Raw genomic sequence first — 24,496 nt, 5'->3', positions numbered from 1 at the left:
GTGGGAAAACAATCGTTCGTTGCCAGTACCAACCAAAAACATACTTGGGGTGTTACCATAAGGTGGCATGAACGCTAGAGCGTCAACTGTCTAGTGATAGACGAAAAGACCTAGCATTCAAACTCAAGCCCCCACTGAAACGTTTTATCTCAGTGGGGGTAGTTGACTTCAATACAATTGGCAAGTAAGAGACGATTGGTTTAAGTGGTGTGAGCAACTTTCAGAGGAAGAATTACTCCGTAAGCGTGTTGGTGGTGTTGGAAGTATTTTAGAAACATTATTTCATATTGTAGATGTTGAGTATAGCTGGATTTGTGATTTGAAAGGAAAGGAAGTAGATGAGCCGAAATTTAAGGATTATCAATCCATTCAAAAAGTAAAGGCGTTATCTGATTTGTATAACAAAGATTTAGAAGAATTTGTACAATCGTGGACAGAATCCTTAGAAAATCAAATATTAAACGTTTCATGGACGGATAAAGAGTATAGGTATGGTGAAGTGTTACGACACGTTATTGTACATGAAATTCATCATATAGGTCAGCTATCCATATGGGCAAGAGAGTTAAACCTTCAGCCCATTTCAGCGAATTTAATTGGAAGAGGATTATAGACTTAAAAACCGACTTGCACTGTAAACGCAAGTCGGTTTTTAAATACAAAAAGATTTTTCAGTTGAAATCCTCGGATTTTTTTTGACGTATATGTAAAAACATTAATATCGTAATGATGAAAAAAATCATCATCGTTTGTATGATTAAATTTTTAAACTGTAGCAATATTGACCAAGATGTAAGGGTATCTTTAAAAGCTTGGAGTGCAGAGTAGGAGGAAGGGTCAAAACCGTACTGCAGTAATTTTTTTGTTTCGATAAAAGTACTGTTTTCTTCATCGGCTTCTAATATTACTGAAATAAGCCTTGTATTACCTAGCTTAGCTGTACTGACAAAACTATAAATACCGTTAGTTGAAAAACTAGTCTGCAAGCCATCGACACCTTGGAGTTTAATGTCTTTATTAAGGGAATAAATCATCTTGTTCGTGTTAAAAACTTGGAAATCTTTGAAGGTAAACTGGTAAGAGGTTAATTTCGTAATATTCAGTACATCTGGAAAATCTTTTACTAATTGTGTTGCTAGTTTAGCTACGTCTATCGCTGTTGTGCTAGGTTGTTTATTTGTATCGTTATTAACACCAGTAGAGTTTAGAAATGGAGATGATTGTGATAACTGTAGTTGTTTTGCTTTTTCATTCATTAACGTTGTAAAGCTATCTTCATTTCCACCAATGTGTTCCGCTAGCGCAAGTGCGGAACGATTATTTCCTGTTAAAAGCAATGCATGAAGTAAATCACGAACCGTCGTTTTATCCTTGGATGTTACTTGAATAGGGCTTCTTTCCGCTTGGAACACTTCGTTGCTTATTTTTACGGATTCATCCAACTGTATTTTGCCGTCATTTAGTTGTTCTAACACGATATACTCTGTCATTAATTTAGATAAAGTAGCTGATTGTATTAGAGTTTCTTCATTTTTTTTATAAATAACTTCCCCTGAATTAGCATCTATTAAAATAGCTGATTTAGCTTGAATAACTGGACCATTTACATAAAGATAAAAATATAAAACGATAAGTGCAGTAATGAGAAAAGATAATAATAAAACTGTTATTTTTTTTAAGAATTGCATAAGCGATCCTCCTACTATGACATCAATATTATTATTGTAAGAAGGAATGCTTAATTAGGAAGAAAGAAAAGGTAAAGAATTTCTAAAGATTTATAAAGGATTATTAAATTTTGGGTATTAATGGAAAAAGGTTCAATTTCTTATCGTAGAAGAAATTGAACCTAAATTTATGTGAAATTAACCTTTATAAGGTAATAGTTTTACAGTGAAAGTTGTTTTGGTGTCATCACTATATACTTCAATTGTTCCTTTATGCAGTTCGACAATACTTTTGGCAATTGCTAATCCGAGGCCAGATCCACCAGTGTTTGTTGAGCGTGATTTCTCAACGCGATAAAATCGTTCAAAAATATGAGGTAAATCCGTACTAGGAATAGGTTGCCCGTAATTAGTAATATCAATTGTAATCATATTATTACTTTCATAAGCTGTAAGGTCAATATAGTGACCTTCGTTTCCATAAGCGATAGCGTTTATAATAAGATTTTCAAACACGCGTACTAATTTGTCACCATCAGCTAATACCATGAGTTTTTGAGATGGGAAGGAAGGTCTGCATTCTATGTTAGCTTCTTGAACCTGTATTCGGAATTGAACAGTTAATTGTCCAAGTAGTTCTACAATATCAATGGGAGCAGAATATAAACTTAACTCTTTATTTTGAACACGTGTATATTCAAACAAATCATTCATTAATGCATTAAGGCGTGTTACCTTATCATAAATGACTTGTATATAATGACGTAATTCCACTTCATCTCTATAATTATCATGATGGATTAAATTTACATAGCCCACTATTGATGTAAGAGGGGTTCGTAAGTCGTGTGATACATTTGTAATCAGTTCGCTTTTGGCTTGTTCCGCTTGCCTTTCTTCATCAATTGAGACTTTTAATTGTTCAACAATTTGATTGACCCCAGTTGCTAATTCTTCTAAATAATTATGATTTACAATGGAAATTTTATGATTGAAATTTCCACTTGCGATATAACGAATTTCTTCGATCATTTTTTTTATACGAGTTTCATAGTACATTTTTCTTTCGCGACGATAAAAAATGTATAAATATGATGAGAAAATAGAGAATAGAAACAAATAAGATACAATTATCATCCAAAGGGATTCCTTTAGCCCTTTATATTTTTCATAGCCGAAAATTCTAATGAATTCTTTACCGAGTTCACTTAAAGTAAGCGAACTCTCAATTACACTCGTTATGAGACGATATATAATTAATTCGGTAATCGGAGTTAGTGTAACAGCTAATAAGAGCCAAAAAATAATTTTCCATTTTGGAATATCTTTTAATATATCAAATGCTTCATTTCTCAATTTTATAGCCCACTCCCCAAACAGTATGAATAAATTTTTCTCCATTCATTACGGTTTCAAGTTTATCACGTAAATTACTAATATGGACCATAACAGTTTTGTTAGAACCATAACCATCTTCATTCCATACGCGTTCAAATATTTCTTCTGAACTAAATACTCTTCCTGTATTGCTTGCAAGTAAGTATAAAATATCAAATTCAATAGATGTAAGCTTAATATACTCATTATTTACTTTCACGGTATGATGATGCTTATGGATTTCAGCAGCTCGAATACGAATGATACCATCTTCTTTTTTTTGAGTAGCATTGTTTTGGAAAGACGATCTTCTTAACAAAGCTTTCACTCTAGCCACTAATTCCAGTGGATTGAATGGTTTAATCATATAATCATCTGCCCCTGTCATAAGTCCTAATATTTTATCCATATCTTCAGCTTTGGCACTAAGCATAAGAATAGGTACAGTATTATTTTCACGAACCTCTTGGCAAACTTCTAATCCGTTTCGTTTTGGCATCATAATATCCAGAATCATAAGATCTACTTCATATGTACATAACATTTGCAAAGCTTCATCACCATCATATGCTTTAAAAATGTTATAGCCTTCATTTCGCAAATAAACAGCGAGTAATTCTACAATATCTTTATCGTCATCAATAATTAATATGTTTTTATTCATTATTTAGTTAGTTCCTTTCCAAAATTATTAACATTACTATAATATCAAACATTTATGTACTTTGTAGCAATGATTCTACATAAAATTTCATGTAACGTATTAAAAAGGTATTAAAATATTCATAGCGAATACAAAATAAGAGGGATATTTACATTCTACATTATAATGAAAGTTAGTTATAAGGAGGATTTGCTATGTTATATAATGATATATATTCATTTGCTGCAACTGGAGAAATTGAAAATGATATAAAAGAATTTCTATTAAAATACAATAAAGAAATTACATATAAACATTCCATTCACGTAGCGAATGAGGCTAGGGAAATTGCAGGAATGTTTTATGAAGATAAAGAAAAAGCAGCAATTGCAGGATATTTACATGATAGTAGTGCAATCTTTCCAAATGATGTACGGATTGCAGTGGCTGAAAAACATGGAGTAGAAATAGTAGAGGAAGAGCGAGAATTCCCAATGATCATTCATCAAAAATTATCGAGAGTAATTGCAAATGAGATATTTAAAGTACATGATGAAGAGATTTTAAACGCAATCGGTTGCCACACTACGTTGCGTAAACAGGCTACAAAGATGGATTTAATATTATTTGTTGCTGACAAAATAGCATGGGATCAACAAGGCACACCACCGTATTTAGTAGAAGTAAAAAAAGGAATAGAAAAATCTTTAGAACATGCTGCATTTGCATATATTTCATATTTATGGGAAAGAAAAAATACACTGAAAGTTATACATCCGTGGCTAGAAGAAGCATATTGGCATTTAAAAGAAATTGTAGAGTAGAAAGGATATAAAAATGCAATTAAAAGAATATATGAATCAAACATTTCGAGGTGTTACATTAGTACCGTACATATGCTCTCAGTGGAAAAATCATTTGCATTTCGATTTTGGGAAAGGTAAATACCAATTCAAAGAGGGAACAGATGAATATAATATGGATTATTTTTATCAACTATATAAGTGCAATAAAGAAGTATTCCATGATATATTTTCGAAAAAAGATACAGTTTTTTTAGTAACAAATGTTTATCGATTTAAAAAGGAAAATATAAAAACTCCACAGAAAATAAATGTATACGATAGATATATTAAGAAAAAAGATTTAAAGTTTCGTATAAGACAAGAAGCGTTACCTTTTCTATTTGAAGATGAAAAAGCAGATTTATTTTGTACATTTCAATTCTCTTTAAAATGTCTTGCGGAAGATATTAAACATGAACCGCTTATTCAAGCTGCTAATCATGAAAACTTTCCAGATCTTTATCCTCGTTTTGGACGTAAGAAAGAAATTTCTTATCCAGATGTATTTCTCATAAATGCAACGAAAGGTATTATCATGTTTATTTACGATGATAGAGGATGTGAAGTAATTGCGAAGAATAAAGAAATAATACGAGATTTATATGAGAAATACAAAGAGTGGATTCCAGACTATGAACGAGAAAGTATAGATAACTTATTTAAATGACAGTAGGGGAAGTGAATCGTGTAATGAAACGTATTGCAATCGTATCCGCATGGGAACCAGAACTTACGTATTTGCATCAATATTATCCTAGTGAACGCGTTGAAAAAAGAGCAGCTTGGGAATTTCATTTTCATACTATTAATGAGCTGGAAATTATATCAGTTGTAACTGGTGTTGGTAAAGTAAGCTGCGCTAGTTGTGTACAGTTATTAATTAGCGAGTTTCAGCCAGATGAGTTATTTATGACAGGGATATGCGGAAGTCTATCAAATAAGGTGAAAAATGGTCATATTGTAGTGGCCCTTAATGCAATACAACACGACGTTACTGCTGCTGGTTCGGGAGAAGATGTTTTTAATTTATATAATGGTAGAACAGCACCTATTGAAACAACAAAATCACTTGTAAGAAGAATAAAAAAAATGCGGTCTTATGATCCGATTCATTTCGGCACATTCTTATCTGGGGATCAACGTATTCGCAGTTCAGAAATGAGATATTTACTCCATACTGTATACGGAGCTTTGGCAGTTGATCAAGAAGTGGCAGCTTTCGCTTATGTTTGTCATATAAATAAAAAACCATTTTTATGTTTAAAAGCTGCTTCGGATCAAGCAAATGATAAGACGAAAGAAGAACAAAAAATCTTTAAAATGTTAGCATGCGAAAGAGCATGTGAACATTTAATTGCTTTTTTACGTGTTTATGAGATTACGGTAGTAAATAATAGATAGCAGAACTTATGTAACAAACTATCCATGTATTTTAAGTTAAGGGGTGGAATAATATTGCATACGTATTATGGTGAACTTTGTACAAAAATATATGAAAGTGATAAATCAATAGCGGCCGGAAAAGAATTGGAATTTTATCTTTCTTTTATAAAAGACAAAAATATGAAAGTGTTAGAACCGATGTGCGGGAATGGTAGAATGTTAATTCCGTTTATGCAAAATGGTATTGATATAGAAGGGTTCGACCTTTCAGTAGAAATGCTTAAAGTGTGTAAAGAAAAGGCAGAAAAATTCAACTTGAAGCCAGTTATATCACAAGAAAGAATCGAAAACTTCCATGGTGATAAAAAATATGATCTTATCATGATACCAATTGGTTCATTTTCACTTTTACCAGATAATTTAGTAGATATTAGTCTTCAAAATATGAAAAATAACTTAAAAGAAAATGGGAAATTCCTTCTTACAGTTGTATTAGGGGGAAGCGAAACGGAAGAGATTCTAGATTGGATAGAAACAAATAGAAAAGAAATTAACAATGAATGCATTGTTGAAAATAGAAAAGTATCATATGATGACTCGCAAAGGCTTTTAAATATTAAACTAAAATATGAAGTCATCCAAAATGAGAAAATAGTAGAAACTGAGATTATGGATTTTCCTATAAGACTATATGATTTAAAAGAGTTTGAAAATATCCTTATTCAAAATGGGTTTAGTCAAGTGGTTATTCATGAAATAAAGGATGGATATGGTGAAGGGAATTCATTTCATGTGTTCGAATGTAGTATATAACAATCCAAAGCGGAGGATTATACTTATATGATTCAATACAAAAGATGTAGTGAAGTAAGTATCGATTTAGTGTATGAAGCTTTTAAAGATGGATTCTCAGATTACATCATTAAAATGGAAGTTTCAAAAGAAGATTTTATTAAAAGATTTTTAGGACCAGAAGGAAATACGTTAGAACACTCTTTTTTGGCTTTAGATAATGAAAAATCTGTTGGCGTAATACTTGGTGGTATAAAGGATTATGAAAGTATAAAAACAATGCGTTGTGGAACATTAGCGGTTCATCCAGAGTATCGAGGGATGGGTGTAAGTCAGCATTTATTTGAACTGCATAAAGAAGAGGCGGTTCAAAATGGATGCAAACAACTTTTTCTTGAGGTCATTGTAGGTAATGATAGAGCGATTAACTTCTATAATAAGCTAGGTTATAAAAAAGTATATGATCTTTCTTATTATAATTTAAATGATGTAACTAAACTAATAAATAAAGATAATAAAAATGTTGAAGTGAAAAAAATTGAATTTCAAACATTTAAACTTGAAATTCAAAAATGGCTTAACTTCCATATAAATTGGCAAAATGATATTGATTATATTGAGAAAACAAATAACACGTATTACGGTGCATATGTTGATAATGATTTAAAAGGTACGGTATGTATAAATAAACATGGGAAAATTAGCTTTATATTCGTAGACAAAGACTATAGAAATATTGGTGTTGCGACGCAATTATTACAAGTAGCAAATGAAAAATTGAAGTTAGCAACTGTATCTATTGGGTTTCCAAATAATAGTTTACTGGAAGGATTTTTAAAGAAAAATGGGTTTGAAAAGAACGCTTTAACACAATATGAAATGTACCATTTATTATAAAAGCAGAAGGAAGTATTCTTTCTGCTTTTTATTTTTGTCATAAAAATAAGTAGGGAATAATGCCCCGTCGAATCAACCTCATATCTTCAGTTTTCAAAGAACAACCTGTAGGGAATGATTATAGTAAATGGTTATAATGAAGCCATATGTTGTTAAAATACCGTAAAAGTATGTTAATTGAGATTTATTTTTTTAGTGAAATCAAGTAAAATAATAAAAGAGAACATATATTCTGTCAGAGGCAGAAGGAGGCGTATGAATAATGATTGCTATAATAGATAAACAAAGTAATGAATACGTAGTACAATTTGATAGGTATTTTCCATATTCGATAGAAAAAGTATGGTCTGTATTAACAGATAATAATAAATTGAAGAAGTGGATGTCTAACTTGCAAATAGAAAATCTTAAAACAGGTGGAATTATCAAATTTGACATGATGGATGGTTCGTTTCTAAATATCGATATTTTAGATTGTAAAATAAATTCAACATTAGAATTCACGTGGGATAAAGACCGCGTGCGATTTGAAATACATAAAGAGGAAAATGGATCTGTATTAATACTTAAAGAATTCATCCATGAACTAACAGACCATACACCGAAAGATATAGCCGGTTGGCATATTTGTCTAGATCTTTTTTCTTCTGTTTTACAAGGTGAAGAAAAAGAATTTTCAAAAGATGAATGGAAATATTGGTTTGATAAATATAAGGTTAAGACCGATGAATTGAATGGATAGATATTATATAATCTATATTTATTATGTAATTATTATCCTATAAAAATGTTTTTCAACAACTATAAGAATAGAGGTTAATATGAAAGTAAATCAATTAATTGCGAATAATATTAATAAATTGGATGCAGAAATATCGGTAAATAAATCGTTGGGAATTGCGGGTTTGTCTGGATCTGGTAAAACTACATTTTGCCAAACGATTGGTGAAGAATCAAAAAAACGTTTAGTTTCTTTATTACCAAAAGCTGAATATCAATATTTATTTCCTAATATTATGGAAACGAATTTTAGTGCTATTAAGATGGAAGAAATGCCATTAGTACTTTTTCTAGGAAAATCATCGATTTCATCTAATCCGCGTTCAACAATTGGTACTCATACTGGTGTTTTTACAGAGGTTCGTGAAAAACTTGCTGAAGAATTCAACCTTTCTCCTGAGGTCTTTTCATTTAATAATCAATTAGGTTGGTGTACTGGTTGTAAAGGACGTGGCACTACGAAAAATATTGAATGTAAAAAATGTAAGGGGAAACGTTATAGTGAAGAAATCGAACAACATACGATAGATTTATTTGCTAAACCACATACAATTTCAAATATTAATGAATTAAGTGTTGAATCTATTCTTTTATTAGCGGCAGAATTAAATATTAGTGAAGCAAAACAACATATACTGCAAAATATTATGAATATGAATATCGGTTATTTAACGTTAAATAGAATTATGGGTACGTTGTCAGGTGGAGAGTTAACAAGGCTTTACTTGGCTGAATTTATGGCGGTAAGTGAAAATGCTGTAATTATTATTGATGAGATTTCAGTTGGACTTGATCATGAAACATTACTACAAATATTAGAAGAAATTAAACACTTAGGGTGTAAAAATCAAATTTGGCTTATTGATCATTCAGATACAGTACTAGATACAACTGATGAGCAATTGTTCTTCGGACCTGGTAGCGGAAAATATGGCGGAAAAATTGTGAAAGAATCACCAAGACCAAAACCAATATTGTGGGAAAGAAATAAAGAAATGCCAACAGACTATTATATATTCCATGATTTGTATTGTCGTAATATCCAAATGGCTGAGTTTCAAATTCCTAAAAATAGACTTGTTACGGTTACTGGTGAATCAGGATGTGGAAAATCTACACTTGTCAATGAATGTGTAGCGCAAGACTTTTTGAAACGTTATCCAAAAGATAAACTAGTTATGGTTGGACAAGATCGAAACCAATCGATTACAAGTCGATCAACTGTTGCTACTTTCCTTGATATTAAAAAGAAACTGACAAAGTATAGTGAAGAAATCGATGATATTTTTGAGCGTTCGATTGAGGATATTATTGATGAAATTCCAAATGAAGATATTGCATATAAACGCTTGAGCCTACTAATCAAATTAGGGCTGGGTTATTTAACATTAGAACGAAAAACACAAACATTATCAACAGGTGAGTTTCAATGTGTTCATTTAGTTTCTGAGTTATTTGCAAAAACAAGAAATCCACATACATTATTTATTTTTGATGAGCCTTCAAAAGGTTTATCACAAAATATTTTAAATCAATTTATAGATAGTATTAGAGGGATTTTGCAAGATGAATCAGTTTCTATCATTATGATTGAGCATAACAGTTACATGTTAGAAAGCTCTGATTATATTGTTGATTTTGGGAAAAGGCAGAATGAATCTGTAGAGCATATGGATGTTGTCAGTCATGAGAATTACTATCGTCAAAAAAGTATTATGAATAGCACAGAGAAAATACATATTTCTTCCATGCTTAAGCAGAAACAAGGAGTTCACTATTTAGAAAAAAATCATATTAACTATTTTAAAAATGCCGAAAATATTTATAAGGGTGGTATTTTAAAAAGTTTATCATCAATGGCCCGTTTAATTTATGGTGAATATGAATCGGATACAATTGCACCGGTTGTTGCTATTGATCTTGAAAGGCATTTATATAGTCAATATAGTTTTTTATATGAGATCGGTGGATTAATTAATCATATTGTAGCTGCTCATCCAACTAATAAAGATACGAGAAGTTTTGATTTCTTTTCACAGGACAATCATTGTCCATCTTGTTCTGGACGTCTTCAAATTGAAGTTTTCGATAAAGATATTACAATCCAAAATAAAAACGTTCCATTTTGGGACGGTCTATTCGATCCAGAAATCATGAAAGTATTAAAATTTTATCAATATGAAAAAATAGAATTTCTATTTGAAGAAATTAAAAATGAGCTTGGTCACGATTTGTCAAAGAGCTATAATGATATGTCAGAAGAAGAAAAGCATACGTTTTGGTATGGTTATTTTGAAAAATCATTTTATGATAAAAAAGGAAAGACACGTAGAACATGGGTAGGATTTAATACGATTATTGGTGGATATATTGTTATTTCAAAAGCAGCCATTAAAGAAGAAATTAAAGAATCTAAAGAAATGATTGTATGTCCAATTTGTGAGGGGACAGTTTTAAATCATCATAAACCGCTTAAATTTGATAACTTTGATATTCGTGAAATTATCAATCAACCAGTTGATGAAGTGTTGAAAATAGTCGATGATTTACCTGCACTTCATAAATTAAAATCTATTGTTGGTGGCGATATGAGATTGACAGAAGATGTTTCTTTATTGCCAAGAAAAGAACAAGTTGCACTAAAAATGTTTGAATTAGAACAGGCAAGCTTTTCAAACTATGAAATGGTGTTGCAAAATGTCTTACCATTCTGGGATGAAATAAAAGGAAATATCGAATCCATTAGTGTTAATAATCAAGTAACTGTTTGTGATTTCCATAATGTTTATGAAACGAGAGAAACTATTATAGATAAGTACTTCACAAATGGTAAATATAAAAAACTTACGTATGTATACGAAGCGTTTGGATACAAAAAGTTAGTTACTCAAATTAATAAAATTAGAAAAAGTAATCCATGTCCATTTTGTAAAGGAAAGAAAGTTATAACAGAAGATAATCTACATGACGGCGTGTTTAAATTAACAATTCCATGTGTAACTTGTAATGCAAGTGGTATTAATGACGAAGGGCTAAAAGAAGTTGTTGAGGGCGTGGATGTACAAACTTGGTTAACTGGAAAAGTTACTGATGTTGTGGATGAAAGCTTATTAACAGAAGCTGTTTCGCAAATACCAATTTTCAGTCGCATTCGCGAATTGGATAAACGAGATATGATGGCGGTTTATGAATGTCTTGAAAGTAATCAGTAAATTTTATTAGTTTATGTATGTGTTATCAAAATAACTAACGTAATTAACACAGCTTATATAAAACTTAATTTCTTAATAAGATTTGTATTAACGAAGTATAATTATTCCAAAGTAATAAAAAAGATCCAACTTCTTAATGGGAAAGTTAGGAAGTTTGATCTATTTATTTTTATGTCCTGCACACAATATTTTTCACTAAGGAAAGAAGCATTAAGGTTAAGGAAGGTGAAATAAATACTAAAAGGGATAAACGATTAATATGTTGTGTAATTATTATATTATAAAATCGAAAATTAAGGGTGAAAACGGTTCGTAAGTGATATGTTTTGTTTATTAATCTTTCTGTTAAATTTATCCTATGGATAGAACAAGTTTAATTAAAGGTCATTTAGAAATGTGTGTATTATCTATTTTGTCGAAAAAGAAAAGTTATGGTTATGAGATTATGAAAGAACTTGAAATAAACAATTTAAAATTGAAAGGAGTAGGAAGTATTTACCCTATTTTAACTAAGTTGAAAAATCAAGAGTGGGTTAATACTTATCAAGAGGTAACAGACAGTGGTAAAGTGAGGATTTATTATGAAATTAATGAAAATGGGCAAATACGTCTTGAGAAGAAAATTAATGAGTGGTTAGAATTGCAATCGGACATTCAAACATTATTAAAAAGCGGTTTGAAAGGAGACCTTCTGAAATGAGGAATAGATTGATAGGTAAAGAAAAGCAATTTTTAAGAGACGTACTTAAGGAATTAAAGCAATACGATATTAGTTTAGAAGAAAGGGAAAATATTAAGCGACAAATATTAGAACATATTCAAGAGTGTCGTGAACATGGTGAAGACAGTATAGATGATTTAGGTACCCCTCAATTATTTGTTAAAGATTTTATAGAGATAAATGAAATTGATTTACAAGTTAAAATGAAACAACTTCAAAATGAAAAAGGAAAATTCAACACATTTATCTTACGTGGCATATTCATCGCATTTATTACTTACCTCATCTCGCAAACTACATTTTCAATATTTTTAACTGAATCATTTAATTCAACTAATAGCAAAAATACATTTAATTATAATATTTTATATCGCATATCAGAGAATCAATGGTGGAACGTTTTATTAATAATGATTAGTTTTATGCTCTCTGTAGTAGTGTTTATTAGCTTAGTAAGTTATAAAAAAAGAAAGCTATCTAAAGTATAATGAAGAAAAATATCTATAAACTATTTCAAATATGTATTCTTTGTAATGTAATAGTATTATGTATTAATCATCCAAAAGCATATGCTCAGCAAGAGATTAAAGCTACTTTAGATAAGTATATTGAAAAATTTATAAAGGAACAGAATATTCCAGGAGCTGCTGTTGCAATTGTACATAATAAAGATGTATTCTTCACTAAAACGTGGGGGATTACTGGGGAATCTGAAAAAAAAATAACTAGCAAAACACCATTTGCAATCGGCTCAATAAGTAAATCTTTAACAGCTTTAGCTATAGTGAAATTAATAGAAGACAAAAAGATAAAATTAGAGGATTCAGTTCAACAACATCTTCCTTGGTTTAAACTAAAAGATTCTCAAATATCCTCATCTATAACAATCCAACACCTACTAACTCATACAAGCGGAATAAACACATATGAAGGCTTATTAATATCAGATAAGCAATCCAAAAGTTCTACAGCATTAAAAGAAAATGTAATGAGACTTTCAAATGTAAAATTAATTGCTCTACCAGGAGAAAAATATCAATATAGTAATGCGAATTATATTGTTTTAGGTGCACTTATTGAGGAAGTTACAAAAGATACATATTCCTCATATATGGAAAAATATGTTTTTCAGCTATTAAATATGAATGGTGCGGCAGCAAGTAAAGAAACTGCATATGAAAAAGGCTATTTAACAGGTTATCAGTCGTGGTTTGGTATACCAAGAAAAAGTGTAGTGTCCTATGATAATGCCGGGGCACCGTATGGTTATATTACCGCGAATTTGGAAGATATGATTCAATTTATTATGTTTTTGAATCGCCAAAAAGATACTCAATTTTTAAAGAAAGAAAACATCGCTCTGTATCTATCACCACTTTATAACATAAATTCAGAAAAAAGCTATGGTTTTGGATTAAGAACAACAAGTATAAATGAGAGCGAAACGATGATTTGGCATTCAGGATCAACGCCCGATGCTCGTACAGAAATATTTACTTTAAATAAAAGTGGCTGGGGTGGTGTGATTTTAACGAATAAAAATCATGTATTAGAAGAACCAGCACTTTCAGTATTAAAAAAGGGGATCATTAGTATTTTGAATGAAGAAGAACCGGTTGATCCCCATAAAAGCATACCATTTACACAAATTGTTATGTCTACAGTTATACTCGCGCTTTTCATTTCATCAATTATGTTAATTAAAAAATATAAACATAAGAAAACTGTAAAAAAACTAACTTGGTTATTCGTAGGGAATCTATTCCTACTATTATCTATTATTTTCATCCCACTTCTTACTTATTGTACAAGCTCACCATGGCGTACGATAAAAATATTTGCGGCAGATGTAGGTTTACTTACAAGTATTATAGTAATTTTATTAGCTGTGAACGGATTATTATCAATCTTTATAGGCATAAGACGCCTCTAAAAACCAACCTGTTGGTAATAAAGAAATGCAACTATCTTTTTGGAAATTTCAGCAATGTTTAAATTAGCAACAAAAGCCACCGTAATAAGGGGCTTTTGTCTTAAATAATTTAATGATATGTGTATCCCCCATCTGGAAATAATACATTACCCGTAGTAAAACTATTTTGCATTAAATATAGAACAGTATGTGCAATTTCATTATTATGGCCAGGCCTTTTTACAAGAGAAAGAGATTTATAAGATTCATAAGCAGCTAGTCTATTTTCTTTTTGTTCATTCTCTCTTTGTATCGTTCCAGGAGAAACAACATTAACTCTTATAGGAGCTAATTCAACAGCTAAAGCTTTCCCTAAACTTTCAATAGCACCATTGCAAGCTCCATAAGCAGGCGCACCCTTAAGTGGTCTTTGACTAAAGGCACCGGACATTAACACGATAGATCCAGAGTTTGAAAGAAAAGGAATTGCATATTTTACGGCGTAATATTGTGGCCAGAATTTTCCGATAAAGCTACTTTCAGCAATATCATCAGTAGCAGTTATTGGTCCAAGTGTGTAAGAGGCCCCTGGTGTAAATAAATGATCAAAATTCCCGATTTTCTCGAAAAAATTTTGTAATTGCTCTTTATTTTGATTATCCAATACGTAAGTTTGGAGATGATTGCTATTTATTAATTTTTTAGCAACCTTTAATTTTTCTTCCGAACGCCCTGCAATAATAACATGTGTGCCTTGTTTAATTGCTTCTGTTGCTGTTGCTAATCCAATACCAGAACTCCCGCCAATGATAACAATTTGTTTATCTTTTAATGAAGTAAAAGACATGATTAAGCCTCTCCCTTAATATAAAATTAAAAATAAATCTGTGTTGCTTTTATTATTCTTTAAAATAAGAGTATTGAAAAGTACGCACTTTAAATGTACATAGTCGTAAATTTCGTACTAATCGCTATTTATGCAGATAAGTAATAGGAAAAATTGCTAAATATGGTTTATGATATCTTAGGAGAGGTGAGAAAAATGGATTTAAAAGAACCGAAGTTAAAAGGGGTAATAGCGACATTACAAATAATCGGCGGGAAATGGAAGCCGCTCATTTTGTTTATTTTGCTAACAGATGGAACGAAACGTTTTGGTGAATTAAAGCGATTAATACCAGATATATCTCAAGGGACCTTAGCAAAGCAATTACGTGAATTAGAGCAAGATCAACTAATAAAACGCGAAATTTATCAAGAAATACCACCTAAAGTAGAATATAGCTTAACTGAGCATGGAAAAACAGTCAGTACTGTTTTGGATAGTATGTGTAGTTGGGGAAGAGGACATTTAGAACATATAGATAAAAGGTAAACTATAAAATTGTTATGTAAACTTAATGTAGTACGAAGTGAAATGTTGTTTTAATAATTTTTATTTTATAATATATAATTAAACAGTGTTGCAGGTTATTATACATATTTAATTTATTTTTACAAAGGGGAAGTTATAAGGTGAATGAATTAGAATATAAAAACTTTTATGACAAAGTAGGACGATTAAACGGGTGGGATTTTAGTAAATTAAAATGTGAAATAGTTGGAGAAACTTGGGATTTTTATGGAGAAGTGAAAAAGAGATGCAAACCAACAGACATGTTACTTGATGTTGGTACTGGTGGTGGAGAAAATGTTCTTAACATAGCATCTTCAGCTAAGTTGTTAATTGGAATAGATAATTCTAAGGGCATGATTGAAACGGCACATTCCAACTTGAAAAAATCAGATGTACAAAATGTTGAGTTTCTTCAAATGGGTTCTGAAGCTTTAACATTTCCACATGCACATTTTGATATTGCTTCAAGTTGTCATGCCCCGTTTCTGGCATCTGAGTTAGCAAAAGTAATGAAAAAGGGTGCCTTTTTTTTAACACAACAAGTAAGTGAGAATGATAAATTAAACCTGAAAGAAGCATTTGGCAGAGGACAATGCTTAGGTGAACGAGATGGCACTTTAAAAGAAAAGTATATGAATGAACTTATAAGTGCAGGATTTGATCTCGTGCAAGTACGTGAATATGATGTTACTGATTATTACAGTACTCCTGAAGATCTCATTTTCTTATTAAAACATACGCCTATTATTCCTAGATTTGGAGAAGAGAAAAAGGATTTTACTATTTTACAAAAATTCATTGACGCGAATAGTTCTGAAAAAGGGATTCGTACGAATTCAAAAAGATTTATGATTATCGCTGTTAAATTATAATATATTTTAGTGTAAAAGCTGCTTTTCTTTAAAAGAAAAGCAGCTTTTTGTGTAAGAAAGAATGTAGGAAAAACTTAAAAATAATAGAAATAAGTAAAGTGATAAATCAAAAAAACGAAATATGGGGGATAATTGTTTTGAAACGCTACTATATTAACAACGAAAAAATAAATGTACATATTACTGAATGGGGGAATAATGACAAGCCCGTTATCTTTTGTTTACATGGATTAGGTAGTACGAGTTTAAGTTTTATAGAAATTGCTGAGGAATTAAAAGAAGAGTATAGATTTATCTCCGTTGATGCACCTGGACATGGTAAAACACCGCCCTTTGAAAGAACAGAAGATTATGAGATGCACAATTTAGCAAATTGGTTAAATGAAATAATAAATGAATTGAGAATCGAACACTTCTATTTTCTATCACATTCATGGGGAAGTTTTGTAGCGTTATTTTATTTGTTAAATCATCCAGAAAAAGTACAAGGAAGTATTCTTATTGATGGTGGATATCAAACAAAAAGGCTTAAAGAAGAAACGTTGAAAGAAGAAATTGCTTATTATGAAAAGGACTTTGATGAATACGTTTTTAATAATTGGGACGAATTTTTCAAAAGTGAAAAAGAAGCTTATACTAGGTGGTCTTCATTGTTAGAAGTTGCTGTAAAGGACCTAGGGGTCGAAATGGATAATAAAGTATGGTGGCATGCAAGGGGGAATACAGCTAGTAATATAATAAGAGGTATGCATAAAGATGAAACGATAGATATATATGAGAAGCTGCCGGCTAATATTGTATTACTTCGAGCTACAGTCCCACAAATTTGGACGGATTATCGAGATAAGACAGTAAATATTTTTAAAGAGAAAACAGACGGTGTAGTAAAGGTAATCCCTGATACTACCCACATGTTGCACTGGGATAAACCAGACGTTGTTGTAGCAGAAATAAAAAGTAATTGGAGCTAACGTATTCATACTAAAGTTGTAGTTTCTACATGAAAAATCAATCCTTCTGTTTGATTTTATCTATTTCTAATTGTAATACAATAAGAGTAAATAGTATGAAATAGGGGGATGTAAAATGATTACACATATTTCAGATATAAAACTACAAACGGTTTCAATAGAAGGAGTAAAACAAGTTTATAAGGATATATTATCTTTTCCAATAAAAAAAGAAACCGCATCCTTCATTCAATTTGAAGTAACACCTTATACAACAATTAGTTTTCAAGAAGTGTATGAACCGATTGCACCTGCACATTTCGCTTTTGAAATCCCATATTCAAAATTTCATGAAACAGCAAAGTGGCTTAAAAAATCTGGATTACTCATTATGAAATGGAAAGATGGAAATACAATCGGTGAGGAGAACGGTCTATTCAATTTATACTTTAAAGACGGTGATGGAAATCTTCTTGAAATTATCGCACATAGCTATGTTAAAGAAGATGTATTAGTTTCGCAGTCACCTTTAAACATTTTATATGTTAGGGAAATCGGCCTTCCCGTTAAAAGTGTACCTGTATTTACAGAATGGTTAAAATCAAATCTTCATATGAAAACGATGGAAGATGGGGATGTTTTTAATTTTGTTATAGGTGGCACTGCATACATTGTTGCAACTTGGTGGCAGCGACCTTGGATTCCAATTGGAATGAAAGCATTACCACCGAAAGTACACGTTTCTTTCGGAACACCGGACCCCGTATTTTTACAGCAAATCCAAAATAATTTCAAGAAAAATAGTATTCCGTTTGAATGTAAGCGTAATGAAGTATCGTTTATTCAACAAGGATATTCATTTACTATCTTGCATACACCGGAGTTTCATTCTAATGTTCCTAAACAGTTAAACTTACCACTTTTTATTTAAGGGTAGAAAGTGGTAAGTTTTTTGTAGATTCGTTAAGTAGGTTTTCGTTATGATTACAGTGAATGTAAAGTAAAGGATAAAGTGTTATTTGAATTTATTTAAAGGAGGGAAGCGAAGTGAATCTAGGTAATCCGATTGCAAAAGGGAATACAGCGGAAATTTATCTATATGATAATAAGATTGTGAAATTATTTAAAGACTATCTCCCAAATACAGAGGCTATAAACGAAGCAAAAAAACAAAAATATGCTTATTCATGTGGGCTACCAGTTCCGAACGTATTTGAAGTGACAAAAATACAAGATAGACAGGCAATTATTATGGAATATGTAAAAGGGGACAGTATTGGTGATCTCCTACTTAATAACCTAAATGAAGCAGAGCATTACATTGGCCTATGTGTTAATGAACAAAAAAAGATTCATGCTATATGTGTGAATCCAGATGAAACGGAGCCAATGAGAGAAAGGTTAGAGCTTCAAATTAAATCTGTACATAGATTGGATGAAAATAAAAAGAAAAATATATTACAAAAATTAGATTCAATTGTATTTGATTCTAGGCTATGTCATGGAGATTTTCATCCATTCAATCTGATTTTGAGTAACGGTAACGTGAAAATTATAGATTGGGTTGATGCAAGTTCAGGTGATGTTCGTGCAGATGTATTTCGTACATACTTATTGTACGCTCAGGCATCAATAGAATTAGCTGAAATGTATTTACATATTTATTGCAGTCATACTGGCTTATCAAGAGATGAAATTTTCCAATGGGCTTCTATTATTATTGCAGCTAGATTTTCTGAGAAAGTATCTACGCAAAACGCAGTATATTTAAATGGATTATTAGATCAGTATGTATAATTAGAACATAAATATAATCTAGTGAACAAGTAAGTATCCTTATAATAACAGGGGAGTTTAAAATGAATATTTCTAGAAAAGTAGAGGTTGAGCAGTTACGAAATGCGAAGAGTGAGCTGTTTGATAAAGATGTACTTCACATATTAAACGGTCAAATGATGTATGAAGAGTTTAAAAATGAAAAGCTAATGGGTGAATCTGATTATGCACCATTTAACGAAGCAATGTGTGTAAATCGCGTTACTACACAAGCTTTTGATGAAGAGTTTATTAAAACAAGAGCAACGGGGCATAATAGTGCAGTTGAGGATTATATACAAAAGGTTATAGCTCCATTAAATAATCTTTTTAAGAATAAATATGAATGTATTGTTTTATGGTTTGGTGAGGATATGTTTTGCCAAATGAATCTACTTACAATACTTGCATACCTTGAACAGTCAGGTTATGAGGGGAGAGTGGTTTTAAATAGCTTTAAAGAGGATGAATTCAAATTCAATCAAATTGAAATAAAGTTAGAAAACTATCACTCTGTATATACAGAAGTATTGGTGAATCATAGGAAACAATCTGTAGAGTTACTTCCAGTAATGTATCAGGCTGTAGACTTATATTTAGAAATGTTAAAAGATGGTAATGATGTAATAAAATTTATCTCCAAAAATAAAGATTTATCAACGCAAGAATTATTAATAAAGTTGTTTCATCTTTTTCCAACAATCGGATATGGAGATTTTCAGTACATAGAATTAATCAATAAAATAAAAAAGAAAGCTGCACCTAAAATATAGGTACAGCTTTTTTCTTATATTTGTTCCAATAATTCTAATTCTTTTTCTACAAATGACATGAGTTCTTTAATGGTTTCACCTGAAAAATCAAAACGAATGCCGGCTGTCTCATATACTTCTTTTATTGATTTTGAGCTTCCTAGCGATAGTGCCTTTTTATAATTTTCTAGAGCTTGGTCCGGATTGTCTTTATATTGTTTATACATTTGCAACGCACCAAGTTGAGCAATTGCATACTCAATATAATAAAATGGCACTTCAAAAATATGGAGTACAGGTAACCAACTCGTTGCTATCCAGTTTTCGTAGCCATCAATATGTATGACGTTAGACTGATAAGATTTTTGAAGTTGTAAGTATTTTTCATTTCTTTCTTCAGAAGTATGACTCGGATTTTCATAAATCCAGTGTTGAAATTGATCTACGATAAGAATAACAGGTAAATATGAAATAACATCTTTAAAGAAGTTAATTTTCGCTTGTTTTAAATCTTTTTTGTCTGTATAGAAAGTTTCCCAGTAGTCAATTGAGAATAATTCCATTGTCATACTAGCTAGTTCAGCTGTTTCAGCGGGAATTTCTATATATTGTCGTAAATCTAATGGTTTGATGAGTTCATTATGAATGCTATGACCCATTTCATGTATGAAAGTGATAATATCATCTTGCGTATAGTTTAAGTTCATAAAAATAAAGGATAATTGAGAAGCTGGTAAGTACTCACAAAATCCACCAGATGCTTTTCCTTTGCGGCTTATTAAATCGAGGCAATCATGTTCATGCATTCGGTTTAAAAGTGCTGAAAATTCAACATCTAGTTTATTGAAGATGTGAGTGCTTTTTTCAATTAAATCATTTTCATTTGCAATAGGTTTAAGTACTTTTTGATCAGGGGCTACAGCTGTTACATCCCATGGACGAAGTGTATCCACTTGCAGTTTTTCTGTTTTCTCTTGTAATATTTTATCTTTAAGTGGTATAACGTACTTACGTATTGATTCGGCTAGTTCATAGCAATCTTCGGCTGTATAGTCAAAGCGTTCATATTTGTTAAACATATAATCACGATAATTATTTAACTGAACATTTAAAGCCTTTTGATGTCGGATTTTTATTAAATCATTTAATATTTGTTGTAACTGTTTTTCAACAGATATATACTGTTCAGAAATGAGAGTTTTTGCCCGTTTACGAATATCGCGATTTGGATTTTGTAAATATGATTGTAATTCTGTAATTGTTTTTTCTTTGCCGTCCCAAATTCCACATAATCCTCCTGTAATTTCAAAGTACTTTGTTACTAATTTGTCTTCTTTAATTTCTAAATCGATGTTTTCCTCACAGAATAGCGTTTGCGCATTTTTTATTTTAGCATCTAATAAACCATATGATTTAGAATCTAATTCCATTCGAAAAGGTGACTGTAAGTATGTATTATGAAATAAGTTTTGATAACGTTTTAAAAGAGGTCTTACAAACTGTTGATCATGTTCAAAGGTATCTTTTATTTCTTTATTATCTGTATTACATTGAAAGGCAATATAATGTGATCTTAATTGTTCTTCGATTTCCCAAATTAATTTAGATTGTTCTTTTAACCAATTTTCAAGGTCTTGCTTTGAAGAGATCTCTTCATGTAATAAAGTCGAAAGAGCTTTTTCTAATTCAAGTACATTACTAATATCAATCGTATTTAAGCGTTGCATTATATATCCCTCACTTTTTATTTATTCATGGAGATATTCTATTTATTAATTGTAAATCCTTTGTGAAGTCAAAGAATTGTGAAATAATGTTAAAATTCATAATTTTAGAAGGGGTTTATAAGTCATAGTACAAAGTTGTATGTAATTGCATAAGAAATCTAAATGAAGAACTCAAAAAGTATGTTAATTAAGCTGTAGCGATACAAAATTAATGAAGAAGGTGTGAGATGTATAAGTATTTACATGTTTTAAATGACCTAGAAAATATGATTCAAAATGGAGAGATAAAAGAAGGGAAGAAACTACCGTCTATTCGGACGCTTGTTTCACAATATGAATGTAATAAGGCAACAGTTATACGTGCGCTTCATGAATTAGAAAAGCGTCATATTATATATTCTGTTCCTCAAAGTGGATACTACGTTGTTAAGAAATCTAGGAGTACCATAGAAAATAACGAAATAATTGATTTCGCTTCTTCAGCACCAGATCCAGATGTTTTCCCGTATTTAGATTTTCAACATTGCATTAATAAGGCGATTGATACTTATAAAAATGACTTGTTCGTATACGGAACGCCGAAAGGGTTACCATCTTTAATTCCAGTTATTCAAAAGCAATTGGCTAACTATCAAGTTTTCACAAAAGAAGAAAATATTTTTATAACGTCAGGTGTGCAGCAAGCGCTTGCTATATTAACTTCTATACCATTTCCGAATGGAAATAAAACTGTATTAATTGAACAGCCAACATATCATCTATATATTGATTATCTAGAAATAAATAAAGTTCCTGTAATCGGTATTAGACGTACGAATGAAGGTATTGATTTGAATGAATTGGAACAAATATTTCAAACTGGAAAAATAAAATTTTTTTATACGATACCGAGATATCATCATCCGCTTGGAACTTCTTATTCTAAAGATGAGAAAGAAAAAATCGTACTATTGGCTAAAAAGTATAATGTATTTATAGTGGAAGATGATTATTTAGCAGACTTAGAAACAGATTTAAAAGCAGATCCGTTATATAGTATAGATGATTGTAACCATGTAATATATTTGAAAAGTTACTCCAAGATTATTTTTCCCGGCTTACGAGTTGGTGTAGCAGTTATTCCACCGGTGATCGCAAATGATTTCTATAAATATAAAAAGATATTAGATATTGATAGTCCAATGATATCTCAAGCAGCTTTAGAAATTTATATAAAGAGTGGCATGTTTGAACGTCATAAAAATAAAATTATAGCTTCTTACTATAATAGATCAAAAAAATTAGCAGAAGCATTAGAAAAAGTGCAAAATGAAAACCCACATTTATTTATATATAAAAAGCAAAGCACATTGGGAATACATACTTGTTTAGAATTACAGAAACATATAGTTACGGAAACCCTTATTGGAAATTTAAGTGGAAATCAAATAAATATTGATTCTATTGATAAAAATTTTGTAAAGGATTTCCCTAAAGAAAAACTATTAAAGTTAAATGTATCAAATGTAAAAGAAGATAAAATTGAAGAAGGTATTTACAAAGTAATAAAAGAAATCAAATTATCAGGACATCTAGATTTTCAATTTAAAAAAGAAAACCAAAAATAAGGAGGTGGATTGTGAGACGCAAAATAATTCTCTTACTTGTATGTATCGCTATAGTAATTGGAGCGATGATTATTACTAAATATTATAAAGAAAATGATAAGTGTATAGCAATTGCTAAGTATTCAAAAGGTATTGTCATAGATCAAAATAACGAACCTATATTTAATGTGAAAATTTATGAAGATACTATTAAAGGCAAGGAACGCAGTATTTCAAATGCAGATGGTGAATTTGAAATACAACATGGTGTTTGTGGTAAGATTGTATTACAATTTGTTACACCAGATGGAAAAACCTATACGAAGAAATATGATAGCAACCATATACCAGAAGTGATAAAACTGAAGTATAAAAAGTAAGTGGGATTACACGTTACCATTACGAGGAAAATATGTTGAATTAACACTTTTTAGAGCACTCCATAGCTGAGTGCTCTTTTAGTTTATGTCATAAGTACAGTAACTGGAAATAAACTACCAATAAATGATATTCTTAAAATAAAGCTTTTATTTTGAATAGGAGGGTGATGGAATTTATGGCGGTACGTATAGTCAATGATTTACAGCAATTATCTTTGTTACTTATGTTTTTAAGTACATTCATATTTTACAGATATTTAAAGAAAGTGAAACGAGAGAGAAAATTGACTCGTTTTGAATGGACAATGTATTTTGTCACTCAATTTGCGACATTAATTTGGGCAATGACTTATTTTATTAAACACTTAGCTGAATCGTAATTTCTATTCAATTAATCTAGTTTACTGTTATCTATTTGGGATATAAATATAGTCTGTGTCTAAATCGATGACAACATCGCTCATGCCGGCTTCTTGTAGTGACTTTGGAATAATTTCATAATGATAGTGCATACAAAATAAACGTAGAAGATCCTCATTAGATAACTCTTCATTTTTTACATTTAAATACATTGCTTTTAACTTGTTAAGAGAACAGTTACTGCCAATAACAGACTCATTAATTCTATATCCATCAAATTCGATTATCATGTTATCACTGTTGGTTGCTAGCCAACGTTATAGCTTAAATTTTGGATGAAACATTCACATTAATTATTATTATAAATAGTCCAATAGGTACTGTGAATACATGTTTGTAAAAAAAGAGGATATTTATGGAACAATATAA

The 24,496-nt window shown here is 30.7% G+C and carries 24 protein-coding genes and 2 pseudogenes; 20 read left to right on the top strand and 6 right to left on the bottom strand.

Annotated features, from left to right (window positions below):
- Positions 1-169: 169 nt before the first annotated feature.
- Positions 170-613, top strand: a pseudogene (locus BAQ48_RS17845) (DinB family protein); the annotation flags it as partial.
- A 58-nt stretch (positions 614-671) separates the two neighbouring features.
- Here BAQ48_RS17845 and BAQ48_RS17840 read toward each other — a convergent pair.
- From BAQ48_RS17840 to BAQ48_RS17830, 3 genes are all read right to left on the bottom strand, one after another.
- Positions 672-1,688, bottom strand: coding sequence for a D-alanyl-D-alanine carboxypeptidase family protein (locus BAQ48_RS17840; RefSeq protein ID WP_071712189.1), 1,017 nt, complete (start codon positions 1,686-1,688; stop codon positions 672-674).
- Positions 1,689-1,865: 177 nt separating this feature from the next.
- Complete coding sequence (locus tag BAQ48_RS17835) at positions 1,866-3,023, bottom strand: sensor histidine kinase (RefSeq protein WP_071712188.1); 1,158 nt, start codon at positions 3,021-3,023, stop codon at positions 1,866-1,868.
- Positions 3,013-3,708: a response regulator transcription factor gene (locus BAQ48_RS17830; RefSeq protein WP_071712187.1), complete on the bottom strand. Its 696-nt coding sequence runs from the start codon at positions 3,706-3,708 to the stop codon at positions 3,013-3,015. The genes BAQ48_RS17835 and BAQ48_RS17830 overlap by 11 nt, the downstream gene beginning before the upstream one ends.
- Before the next feature lie 194 nt (positions 3,709-3,902).
- Between BAQ48_RS17830 and yqeK the strand changes: the two genes are divergently transcribed.
- The 10 genes from yqeK (at position 3,903) to BAQ48_RS17780 (ending at position 14,250) form a co-directional block, all read left to right on the top strand.
- Positions 3,903-4,511: a bis(5'-nucleosyl)-tetraphosphatase (symmetrical) YqeK gene (yqeK, locus tag BAQ48_RS17825; protein WP_071712186.1), complete on the top strand. Its 609-nt coding sequence runs from the start codon at positions 3,903-3,905 to the stop codon at positions 4,509-4,511.
- Between the two features lie 13 nt (positions 4,512-4,524).
- Positions 4,525-5,199, top strand: a complete 675-nt coding sequence (locus BAQ48_RS17820) for a DUF3885 domain-containing protein (RefSeq protein WP_071712185.1) — start codon at positions 4,525-4,527, stop codon at positions 5,197-5,199.
- Entirely contained in the window at positions 5,196-5,933 is a 738-nt protein-coding gene (gene mtnN / locus BAQ48_RS17815; protein WP_071712184.1) for a 5'-methylthioadenosine/S-adenosylhomocysteine nucleosidase, read from the top strand. Before BAQ48_RS17820 ends, mtnN begins: the two co-directional genes overlap by 4 nt.
- A 54-nt stretch (positions 5,934-5,987) precedes the next feature.
- Positions 5,988-6,728: a class I SAM-dependent methyltransferase gene (locus BAQ48_RS17810; RefSeq protein ID WP_084064806.1), complete on the top strand. Its 741-nt coding sequence runs from the start codon at positions 5,988-5,990 to the stop codon at positions 6,726-6,728.
- 27 nt (positions 6,729-6,755) lie between these two features.
- On the top strand, positions 6,756-7,604 hold the full coding sequence (locus tag BAQ48_RS17805) for a GNAT family N-acetyltransferase (RefSeq protein WP_071712182.1): 849 nt from the start codon (positions 6,756-6,758) through the stop codon (positions 7,602-7,604).
- 262 nt (positions 7,605-7,866) lie between these two features.
- Entirely contained in the window at positions 7,867-8,346 is a 480-nt protein-coding gene (locus BAQ48_RS17800; RefSeq protein WP_071712181.1) for an SRPBCC family protein, read from the top strand.
- Positions 8,347-8,425: 79 nt separating this feature from the next.
- Positions 8,426-11,596, top strand: a complete 3,171-nt coding sequence (locus tag BAQ48_RS17795) for an ATP-binding cassette domain-containing protein (protein WP_071712180.1) — start codon at positions 8,426-8,428, stop codon at positions 11,594-11,596.
- A 358-nt stretch (positions 11,597-11,954) separates the two neighbouring features.
- Positions 11,955-12,296, top strand: coding sequence for a PadR family transcriptional regulator (locus tag BAQ48_RS17790; protein WP_071712179.1), 342 nt, complete (start codon positions 11,955-11,957; stop codon positions 12,294-12,296).
- Positions 12,293-12,805: a DUF1700 domain-containing protein gene (locus BAQ48_RS17785; protein WP_071712178.1), complete on the top strand. Its 513-nt coding sequence runs from the start codon at positions 12,293-12,295 to the stop codon at positions 12,803-12,805. The genes BAQ48_RS17790 and BAQ48_RS17785 overlap by 4 nt, the downstream gene beginning before the upstream one ends.
- Positions 12,805-14,250, top strand: coding sequence for a serine hydrolase domain-containing protein (locus BAQ48_RS17780; RefSeq protein ID WP_071712177.1), 1,446 nt, complete (start codon positions 12,805-12,807; stop codon positions 14,248-14,250). Before BAQ48_RS17785 ends, BAQ48_RS17780 begins: the two co-directional genes overlap by 1 nt.
- Positions 14,251-14,359: 109 nt before the next feature.
- Here the strand turns inward: BAQ48_RS17780 and BAQ48_RS17775 are convergent, their stop codons facing one another.
- A complete protein-coding gene (locus tag BAQ48_RS17775) occupies positions 14,360-15,076 on the bottom strand; it encodes an SDR family oxidoreductase (RefSeq protein ID WP_071712176.1) in 717 nt (238 codons plus the stop codon).
- Between the two features lie 195 nt (positions 15,077-15,271).
- Here BAQ48_RS17775 and BAQ48_RS17770 point away from each other — a divergent pair, with 195 nt between their 5' ends.
- From BAQ48_RS17770 to BAQ48_RS17745, 6 genes and pseudogenes are all read left to right on the top strand, one after another.
- Positions 15,272-15,604, top strand: a complete 333-nt coding sequence (locus tag BAQ48_RS17770; RefSeq protein WP_071712175.1) for a winged helix-turn-helix transcriptional regulator — start codon at positions 15,272-15,274, stop codon at positions 15,602-15,604.
- A 140-nt stretch (positions 15,605-15,744) separates the two neighbouring features.
- Positions 15,745-16,497, top strand: coding sequence for a class I SAM-dependent methyltransferase (locus BAQ48_RS17765; RefSeq protein WP_071712174.1), 753 nt, complete (start codon positions 15,745-15,747; stop codon positions 16,495-16,497).
- 137 nt (positions 16,498-16,634) lie between these two features.
- Positions 16,635-17,468 (top strand): alpha/beta fold hydrolase, encoded by an 834-nt coding sequence (locus BAQ48_RS17760; RefSeq protein WP_071712173.1) that lies wholly within the window; start codon positions 16,635-16,637, stop codon positions 17,466-17,468.
- Positions 17,469-17,583: 115 nt separating this feature from the next.
- Positions 17,584-18,378 (top strand): VOC family protein, encoded by a 795-nt coding sequence (locus tag BAQ48_RS17755; protein ID WP_071712172.1) that lies wholly within the window; start codon positions 17,584-17,586, stop codon positions 18,376-18,378.
- Between the two features lie 116 nt (positions 18,379-18,494).
- A complete protein-coding gene (locus BAQ48_RS17750) occupies positions 18,495-19,244 on the top strand; it encodes an aminoglycoside phosphotransferase family protein (RefSeq protein ID WP_071712171.1) in 750 nt (249 codons plus the stop codon).
- A 53-nt stretch (positions 19,245-19,297) separates the two neighbouring features.
- A pseudogene (locus BAQ48_RS17745) lies at positions 19,298-20,035 on the top strand (AraC family transcriptional regulator); the annotation flags it as partial.
- Between the two features lie 14 nt (positions 20,036-20,049).
- Here BAQ48_RS17745 and BAQ48_RS17740 read toward each other — a convergent pair.
- A complete protein-coding gene (locus BAQ48_RS17740) occupies positions 20,050-21,741 on the bottom strand; it encodes a M3 family oligoendopeptidase (RefSeq protein ID WP_071712170.1) in 1,692 nt (563 codons plus the stop codon).
- Between the two features lie 227 nt (positions 21,742-21,968).
- Here BAQ48_RS17740 and BAQ48_RS17735 point away from each other — a divergent pair, with 227 nt between their 5' ends.
- The 3 genes from BAQ48_RS17735 to BAQ48_RS17725 all read left to right on the top strand — a co-directional run bounded on the left by BAQ48_RS17735 (position 21,969) and on the right by BAQ48_RS17725 (position 24,087).
- A complete protein-coding gene (locus BAQ48_RS17735) occupies positions 21,969-23,348 on the top strand; it encodes an aminotransferase-like domain-containing protein (RefSeq protein ID WP_071712169.1) in 1,380 nt (459 codons plus the stop codon).
- Between the two features lie 11 nt (positions 23,349-23,359).
- Positions 23,360-23,707 (top strand): serine/threonine protein kinase, encoded by a 348-nt coding sequence (locus tag BAQ48_RS17730; protein WP_071712168.1) that lies wholly within the window; start codon positions 23,360-23,362, stop codon positions 23,705-23,707.
- Positions 23,708-23,883: 176 nt separating this feature from the next.
- Positions 23,884-24,087, top strand: coding sequence for a hypothetical protein (locus tag BAQ48_RS17725; RefSeq protein WP_071712192.1), 204 nt, complete (start codon positions 23,884-23,886; stop codon positions 24,085-24,087).
- Between the two features lie 27 nt (positions 24,088-24,114).
- Here the strand turns inward: BAQ48_RS17725 and BAQ48_RS17720 are convergent, their stop codons facing one another.
- Entirely contained in the window at positions 24,115-24,357 is a 243-nt protein-coding gene (locus BAQ48_RS17720) for a hypothetical protein (RefSeq protein ID WP_071712167.1), read from the bottom strand.
- Positions 24,358-24,496: the final 139 nt, after the last annotated feature.

This window comes from Bacillus luti (genome assembly GCF_001884105.1).
GTDB classification, from domain to species: Bacteria; Bacillota; Bacilli; order Bacillales; family Bacillaceae_G; genus Bacillus_A; species Bacillus_A luti.
Note: the sequence above shows the minus strand (reverse complement) of the source record. Positions and strands in the feature narration are given on the sequence as shown.